This is a genomic window from Cupriavidus sp. HMR-1 (assembly GCF_000319775.1).
GTDB lineage: Bacteria > Pseudomonadota > Gammaproteobacteria > Burkholderiales > Burkholderiaceae > Cupriavidus > Cupriavidus metallidurans.
The window spans coordinates 1-6621 of the sequence record NZ_ANKP01000041.1; the positions used below are offsets into that span (position 1 = coordinate 1).

General features: G+C 58.5%; 9 protein-coding genes. 3 read left to right on the plus strand and 6 right to left on the minus strand.

What is annotated here, in order from left to right:
* Positions 1-619: 619 nt before the first annotated feature.
* The 3 genes from D769_RS05565 to D769_RS32905 all read left to right on the plus strand — a co-directional run bounded on the left by D769_RS05565 (position 620) and on the right by D769_RS32905 (position 2255).
* Positions 620-1618, plus strand: a complete 999-nt coding sequence (locus tag D769_RS05565) for a PRTRC system protein D (RefSeq protein WP_008642892.1) — start codon at positions 620-622, stop codon at positions 1616-1618.
* 5 nt (positions 1619-1623) lie between these two features.
* Positions 1624-2055 carry a hypothetical protein gene (locus tag D769_RS30630; protein WP_152414934.1) on the plus strand — a complete coding sequence of 144 codons (432 nt, stop codon included), beginning with the start codon at positions 1624-1626 and terminating at the stop codon, positions 2053-2055.
* A gap of 68 nt (positions 2056-2123) precedes the next feature.
* On the plus strand, positions 2124-2255 hold the full coding sequence (locus D769_RS32905; RefSeq protein ID WP_008642894.1) for a hypothetical protein: 132 nt from the start codon (positions 2124-2126) through the stop codon (positions 2253-2255).
* Positions 2256-2327: 72 nt separating this feature from the next.
* On the opposite strand, the gene D769_RS05575 is transcribed toward D769_RS32905, so the two are convergent.
* The 6 genes from D769_RS05575 to D769_RS05600 all read right to left on the minus strand — a co-directional run bounded on the left by D769_RS05575 (position 2328) and on the right by D769_RS05600 (position 6155).
* The gene (locus D769_RS05575; RefSeq protein ID WP_008642895.1) at positions 2328-2540 is read right to left on the minus strand and encodes a hypothetical protein; all 213 of its coding nucleotides are present in this window, start codon (positions 2538-2540) and stop codon (positions 2328-2330) included.
* Between the two features lie 103 nt (positions 2541-2643).
* Positions 2644-3720, minus strand: a complete 1077-nt coding sequence (locus D769_RS05580) for a primase-helicase zinc-binding domain-containing protein (RefSeq protein ID WP_241227840.1) — start codon at positions 3718-3720, stop codon at positions 2644-2646.
* 234 nt (positions 3721-3954) lie between these two features.
* Positions 3955-4512, minus strand: a complete 558-nt coding sequence (locus D769_RS05585; RefSeq protein ID WP_008642897.1) for a single-stranded DNA-binding protein — start codon at positions 4510-4512, stop codon at positions 3955-3957.
* Between the two features lie 12 nt (positions 4513-4524).
* A complete protein-coding gene (locus D769_RS05590; RefSeq protein WP_008642898.1) occupies positions 4525-5313 on the minus strand; it encodes a hypothetical protein in 789 nt (262 codons plus the stop codon).
* Between the two features lie 6 nt (positions 5314-5319).
* A complete protein-coding gene (locus tag D769_RS05595; RefSeq protein WP_008642899.1) occupies positions 5320-5748 on the minus strand; it encodes a hypothetical protein in 429 nt (142 codons plus the stop codon).
* Between the two features lie 98 nt (positions 5749-5846).
* Entirely contained in the window at positions 5847-6155 is a 309-nt protein-coding gene (locus D769_RS05600) for a hypothetical protein (protein ID WP_008642900.1), read from the minus strand.
* Positions 6156-6621 lie beyond the last annotated feature (466 nt).

A 6621-nucleotide genomic window follows, 5' to 3' on the forward strand; every position in this document is an offset into this window, starting at 1 on the left:
CAGCTCCCCACCCCAAAGTCAGATCATCCCCGCCGCAGTGTGTCGGGCTTCGTGATCCGCACCCAGCCACGCGGCTGTAAGGGTGTCGGGCATACGCGGAAATTCCACAGAGCACCTGTCCGGTGTCCGGCTTCGGAATTGTCCGCACTACGGTCTATTTTCACAAACAGACCGCCAATCGGCTTGGTATCGCGGTGTCCGGTGTCCTCACTATCCGACACGGTCCACTTGATTTGATTGAAAAAAAAGCCGGTTCAATCTCCGGCGTGAACAGCGGGCCTCGCAGGGACCCTTCGCAAGGAAGAATCGGAGGTCATATGTGCCGCGCAGATGGCGGCGGGGTCGATGCGTCGGGGACGCGGTAGGTGGCGTCAGCATAAACCAAAGGCCGAACCCGTCGCAATGAAATCCTCGGTGTTTTGGCGAGCTTTCGCTGCCTTGACTTCCAAAACTAGCAGGTAGATTGGGAAGAACTTCTGAGCCGAAGTGTTAGCTCCCTAACAGCACATTGACAGCGATCTAACTCCAACGCACAGAGCCATGACACCTGCTCACACATTGCTAACAGCTACGTGACAGGAATCTGTTCCAATCTTCAACCTAACAACAGGAGTTTCAAATGGGTTCCATCAGCACCGGGGCAGTTGACGTCGGATACGGCAACACAAAATCCGCATTCCCCATTGGCGCGGAAGTCGCGAACCAAATGTTTCCGTCGCTTGCGCCGGCGGGTTCGCCTTCTAACCTGAGCACCCATGGCGGCGGCTATTTCAAGAGACGAGATGTCGCCCATATCACCATTGACGGCGCGGTGTATGAGGTCGGCCCAGATGTTTCGATTACTTCCGCCTACGGAAACACTGGCCGCACCCTGTCTGAGGACTTCGTCACCACGCCCGAGTACGCAGCGTTGCTGTTCGGAGCCCTGCACTACGCCAATGCCCAGCAAATTGGACAGCTGATGCTGGGGCTTCCCGTCCACACCCTTCAGAAGTACTCCGGTGCCCTCCAGGAACGGTTCTCCGGTACGCACGACTATGGTACGGGCCAGGTCACCATCGACAAGGTTGTTGCCCTGCCACAGCCGCTTGGCTCCCTCGTTACCTTCATGCGGCAATCAGGCAAGGGGTTGGACAGTGACGAAACGTGCCTGATCGTCGACGTCGGGTACTTCACTACGGATTGGGTCGTTGCCCGTGGATTCCTGATGGACGATAGCCGCAGCGGTGGCGTACCTGGCGGGTCATCCCGGATCTACCAGCAAGTCGCCAGCCTGATCTCTGCAGACGAGGGAGAGCCAGTCACCGGCATTGAACGTATCGACAAGGCACTGCGCGACGGCAAGCCGATGCGCTTCTACGACAAGACTATCGATCTGCTCCCCTATCTCGAAGTCGCCCGCGCGCAATGTCACACGGCCGTTAAAGAGATGCAAACGCGTGTCGGCCGGAGCGAGGATATCGGTGCCATCGTCTTGACGGGCGGGGGCAGTGCGCTTTACTCGCCCGCCATCCGTGCGGCTTTCCCACGCTCACAGATCTTCGCAATTAAGTCTCCATGCTTTGCCAACGTGAACGGCTTCTTTGATATCGGAAGCGCTCGGCAATCACGCGGATGATCGGAATGGACAAGCTCGCAATCAAGGTGGTGCTCAACCCGCTGACCACGCCGCAGCTATTCGCACAGCTAGCGGCAATCGGCGACGCCCGACTGCGCGCTGAGGTATTCCGGCGCCTTGCGGAATTCGGCGCCGAGTACGTCCGCTCCCTCAACGCTGGGGCGAGTTTACCGCCCAGCTCCCAGGCAATGCTGACAGCGATCGCGCCCCCTCCCTCTAGTCGGGCGCGGATTCCGGATGGCAACGACACCGGCGCACCACCGATGGCCGAAGTTCCGCCCGAGCTTGAGGAAACGAGCGAGCAGGTCGCGGCGGAAAGTCGGCCGCCGACTGCCCCCGTGCCCCTGCCACTGCCGGTCGACGGTAGCGGCGACGCTACTACTATGATGGCACTCGATGTCGACAGCCTCAACAGCGCAATGGACCGCTTCTTCTGATGCCGACCGAACGGCCTTGACTGCAACGCGAATGTGGCAATATAGATCTCAATCAACGGAGAGTTTCGATGAAATTCTTTGACTACCTTTCCACGAACCACGATATCAATCGCTTCGTGTTCGCCGCAGTCATCTGCTACTGCGTGCTGGAAGCGGCCGTCGCGTGCTATCGCGGCTTCAAGGCGCGCAAGCCAGCCTGACAAAAATAACCACGCAGAAATGAAAAAAGCCCGGCGGTTGCCGGGCTTTGTGTTGAATGGGATGGGACGTAGTCAGTGGACCGTCGTAGGCGAAAGGCAAAAATCCATGGCCGAGTCGAACGAAAGACCTTTCTCGACCAACGTGAAGTCGCCAGACGCCTCCCGTCGATAGACGTGGAAGAACTGCGCCTCCGACTGGTTAGCCTGCACCTCGCGAGTCAACGTGCGACGCATGGCGTGGATATGGAGCTTGTTAACGATCGCGGTGAAACCCTTTTGCGGCATTGCATTCTCCTGGGAGATCCTGCCACAGTGGGAGTTCCGCCCACGTGGGACAGACCCACGGGGCAGAGGTTGAAAGTGAGCCGCCTTGAAAGGCGGTATGAAGTTAGGCGGCTACCGCCTGGTTAGACATCTGGCGCAACTGATAAACCGTGCGCCATTCATCGCAAAAATCAGTGCCCCGGACCTTGGGTCGGTGAAGCACCACCTTGTAGCCGGCCTGACGCAAGCGTTTTTGAAGCGCCAGAGCGTCCGCCACGCCGGGTGATTTGCCCGTTTTCTCGTCAACAGCATCGAAGTCCGCAAAGATGTGGACAGTCTCAATGCCAAGGCCGTCTGGTACAACGAACTGGCTGAGCAGGACACGATTCAGGCAGTACCACGTCGGCACACCAAACTGCATGTACGCGGCATAGGCCGTTTCCAGCCCTTCGGCAATGCCCAGCTCGCCATTGCGCGGCGCCATCAGGCGCACCGCGCCACCGGCCGGGGGAAGCGCCGACACGTCGTTACGCTTCGAGGGAAGAATCTCCCCCTCCGCGTCGATCACCATGGCCTTCTCAGGACGACGGGGATCCAACGATGTCCGATGCACGGTTGCCATGCGGCCGTCGGGCAGCGTGAACTGCGCGACGATCGTCGGGAATTGCCCGACCAACTTCTTCTCGTGCCAGTACTCCTGCACGGCCAATCTCAACGACTGGGGCCGAGGCGCACGCAGCCCAGGAACGCGGGCGGCCAGGTACTGCATCGCGTGGTCGCCAGGAGACAGGCACGAAGCTGCAGCCCACTGCTGCTCGATCCTGCGCAGCTTCGCCGCCGAATCAAGCGGCTTACGCGTCGGCACGGGTCGGACAGTCAATTGCAAGGGCGCCGGCGGCGCCGCACCATTGAGCCGACACTTCAACTCGAAGTAGGACATGTTAGTGTAGCGGCGGACCAGTTCGAGACCGTCGCCACCACTAGGACTACCGTTATTGCATTTGCGACACACCCAATCTCCGCGGCCGCGGTTACGGGTGTAGGTGAACCGATCTTTACCTCCGCATATGGGGCAAGGGCAAGGGCGGCCGCTCCAGAACGCATCCGTCAGGACGCCTGCTGGCAAATACTCCGCAATGAAGGCATCCCACTGACGGGATTCCCAACTCGCAACAATCACGCTCAGATCTTTCAGTTTCATAGGGATGAACTCCAGGTGGAGTAGGTTTGTCGATGCCTGAGACAGGCGAAGGAACGCTTGCTCAAAGGACATCCCGGCATGTAGCCAGAAGGTCTTTTCAGCATGACGCTTCGAGGGAGACGGAAGAATCAGCGGCGCGGCAGTGAATCGCCGACAACGGAAGGAAGGTGCAGCTGCTACCGGGAACCCGGTAGCAGCTGCAAATTGAAATTTCGATGCCTTGCTGCGGCTGTTTTAGCGTCGGAACGGAATCCCATCGAGCGCCAGAGGACGCAGAAACGGGATTTCGTCGTCTTCGAATCCATCACGCTGCGCGCCGCCTCCGGCGTAACCCCCGGTCGGCTGCTGGCTAGCTTGCCGTTGCGACTGGCGATGTCCATGCGTGGAACCGTCGGTGCGCTGACCAGCATTGCCGCCTTCGTCGAAGCCATCGTCGCCGCTGCCGGACTGTCCGCCCTGACGGGCGCCCAGCATCTGCATCTGGTCGGCAACGATTTCGGTGCTGTACTTGTCCTGGCCGGACTGGTCCTGCCATTTGCGAGTACGGATTCGGCCCTCGATGTAGACGGATGAACCCTTTTTCAGATACTGGCCAGCGATCTCCGCCAGCTTCCCGAAGAATGCAATTCGATGCCATTCGGTCGCTTCCTTGAACTCACCGGACTGTTTGTCCTTGTAGCGATCTGTGGTTGCGAGGCGAATGTTGGTAACAGCGTCACCGCTCGGCATGTAGCGGGTTTCAGGATCGGCCCCGAGGTTGCCCACGAGGATGACTTTATTTACGGATGCCATGTTGCTTCCTTGTCAATGAATACGGTTAATGGACCAGACCCAACGGTCCCAAAGTTGCTGCTTTTGCGTGCCCCTCTCGAAGATGGGCCGACCAGTCGCCTGGTCAAAAGCAGGAACCTTCTCCTTATAGAGGCGTTTAATGCCAACGCGCTCACCAGCTTTGCAGCGCGCATCCGCCAGGACGTCCTTGAGACCTTCGCCTTGCAGCGTCTTGACACCATTGTTGGTGTCAAGCTTCACGGCAAACGACGTATAGGTTCGCTTGCCGCCAGGCCTTCGATTTGGGAAATCCATCTCGCCCCATTCGATAAGCGTTCCAACGGTGTAGTCAGCTGACGATGCTTCTGCGCGCGGTGTGGTATGCGAGGAATGTGCATTGGCTGAGCCTGGCCCGCGATCCGACATGGCAACGCCATCTCGCTTAGCTCCGGCGGCTTTGTGATCCACCGGCGGTGACGAATGCATCGGTTGATGTTTGGCCTCACGCATCACTGCTTCGGCGACCGATTTGGGAGTTACTCCCTTTTCGTCGTAGACGCGTACCTTGGTCCAACGAGGAAACACCTCAGGTAGCAGCTTTGAGCCGAACGCTGTGTGCTGGATCAGGCGATCGAATTCCGCGCGAAAATGGACAACGCAGTCACCTTCGTCACGGAAGAGATGGGGCACGCCGCTGATGAAGATCTCGTATTCGTTATCCGCGCCCGTACCCACAGCGACGTGTGCCGCCTGCTCTGCGCTAACGGCGTTCTGCCCCAGAATGGCAGCCGTCGTCTGCTTAATGAATTTGAACAGCGACATGAGATTTCAGAGGAGTGAACCACAGCACTGGTGCCGGACCTCATCGAGATCGGCTTTCAGTCGGGCATTGTTGAGGACAACGTCTTGCAGCACTTCGGGGCTCACGCCACACACTGCGCAGACGTATGTATAGGGAAGCGCTCCGTCCCAATATGCAAAAATCCAACCGAGCGTCATGCAGTACTCCTCATGATCGAGCGGCTTCCTTCGGATGCGAGCGCGCAGGAGTTCTGCGCAGTCAATCAGTGATTCAGGCATGTTGTCGCCGCGCCGGCTGTCGCATGCCAGGCTGATCAACGCGTCGACCATCTTCTCTCGTACCGCCTCGCTCCAATGCGAGGGATCAGGCAAAGGGTCAACCTTGGGAGGCGAGACAACGATAGCGGCCGCTTCACCGAAGAAGTCCAGCTGCCATCCCGCTGTGTTTGTGTCCATGATGGTCTCCGGACAGGCATCCGGAGACCCACCTGCCGGCGGGTATCGGATACCCGCGACAGATGGAATGAGGCCGCCCAAGGGAGGGCGGCTAGTGATTAGGAACGATCGTGCGTTCCGGTGCGACGAATGGGCGTGACCACGGCCGAGCGTTCGTACTGCTTCTCGGGTGGCCGCACCGGCTGCTCAGCGGTCGCTTGCGGCTTTGCTGAAGCATCGGGCATCGAAACCTTGGGCGCTGCCGGTACGACCTTGCTCCACTGGATCGCCTTCTCCTTCAGGTAGAAGAATCCGACGACTGCAACGAACAAACCGACGATGAAGGACTGTGAAGCCAGATACAACACCATAGCCAGAGCGAGAAGCTTGAGCGGGCGCTTGATCAGATTATTAGCGAAGGATTCCATGGTTTCTCTCGAGAAACGTTAAAAGTGGGATTTCCTGGCAGATGCCGGGCGATTATTCGATGCTCGAAGAGCAAGGAATCCGATGGCGGGCGCAACGCGCTTGCGGCATGCTCGGTGGCATGGCGTAAGCACGCTGAGATTGGGAGCGGTCAGTGATATGGCACCGAAGGGGCTACGCGGTGCAAGTCGATGCGTCAATGACGCGGAGATGAATCTGATGCTATGGGCAAAGCGCCGCCAAAACACTGAGAAAGCTCACGAAAAACCCCCGCCTTTCTGGTTTTTTACGATGAGCGTGCTCAGAAATTCCCGGTGCCGGCTCGCCGCGCACCTGAAGTTACTTTTTTTTAACTCTGTATTAACTTCTGCTTAAATGGGCCCCTTACCATAGGGGTAAGTCCCTACAAGCACGACTCCGCCGTCCCGATAAGACACCCTTAGCAGGCTGCTGAAATACCGGCAGCGA

Bases quoted from the DNA above. Each gene is read 5' to 3' on its own strand.
- D769_RS05575 (WP_008642895.1), bottom strand. From the start codon at position 2,540: ATGCCGCAAAAGGGTTTCACCGCGATCGTTAACAAGCTCCATATCCAC.
- D769_RS05585 (WP_008642897.1), bottom strand. From the start codon at position 4,512: ATGGCATCCGTAAATAAAGTCATCCTCGTGGGCAACCTCGGGGCCGAT.
- D769_RS05580 (WP_241227840.1), bottom strand. From the start codon at position 3,720: ATGAAACTGAAAGATCTGAGCGTGATTGTTGCGAGTTGGGAATCCCGT.
- D769_RS05565 (WP_008642892.1), top strand. From the start codon at position 620: ATGGGTTCCATCAGCACCGGGGCAGTTGACGTCGGATACGGCAACACA.
- D769_RS05590 (WP_008642898.1), bottom strand. From the start codon at position 5,313: ATGTCGCTGTTCAAATTCATTAAGCAGACGACGGCTGCCATTCTGGGG.
- D769_RS32905 (WP_008642894.1), top strand. From the start codon at position 2,124: ATGAAATTCTTTGACTACCTTTCCACGAACCACGATATCAATCGCTTC.
- D769_RS05600 (WP_008642900.1), bottom strand. From the start codon at position 6,155: ATGGAATCCTTCGCTAATAATCTGATCAAGCGCCCGCTCAAGCTTCTC.
- D769_RS30630 (WP_152414934.1), top strand. From the start codon at position 1,624: ATGGACAAGCTCGCAATCAAGGTGGTGCTCAACCCGCTGACCACGCCG.
- D769_RS05595 (WP_008642899.1), bottom strand. From the start codon at position 5,748: ATGGACACAAACACAGCGGGATGGCAGCTGGACTTCTTCGGTGAAGCG.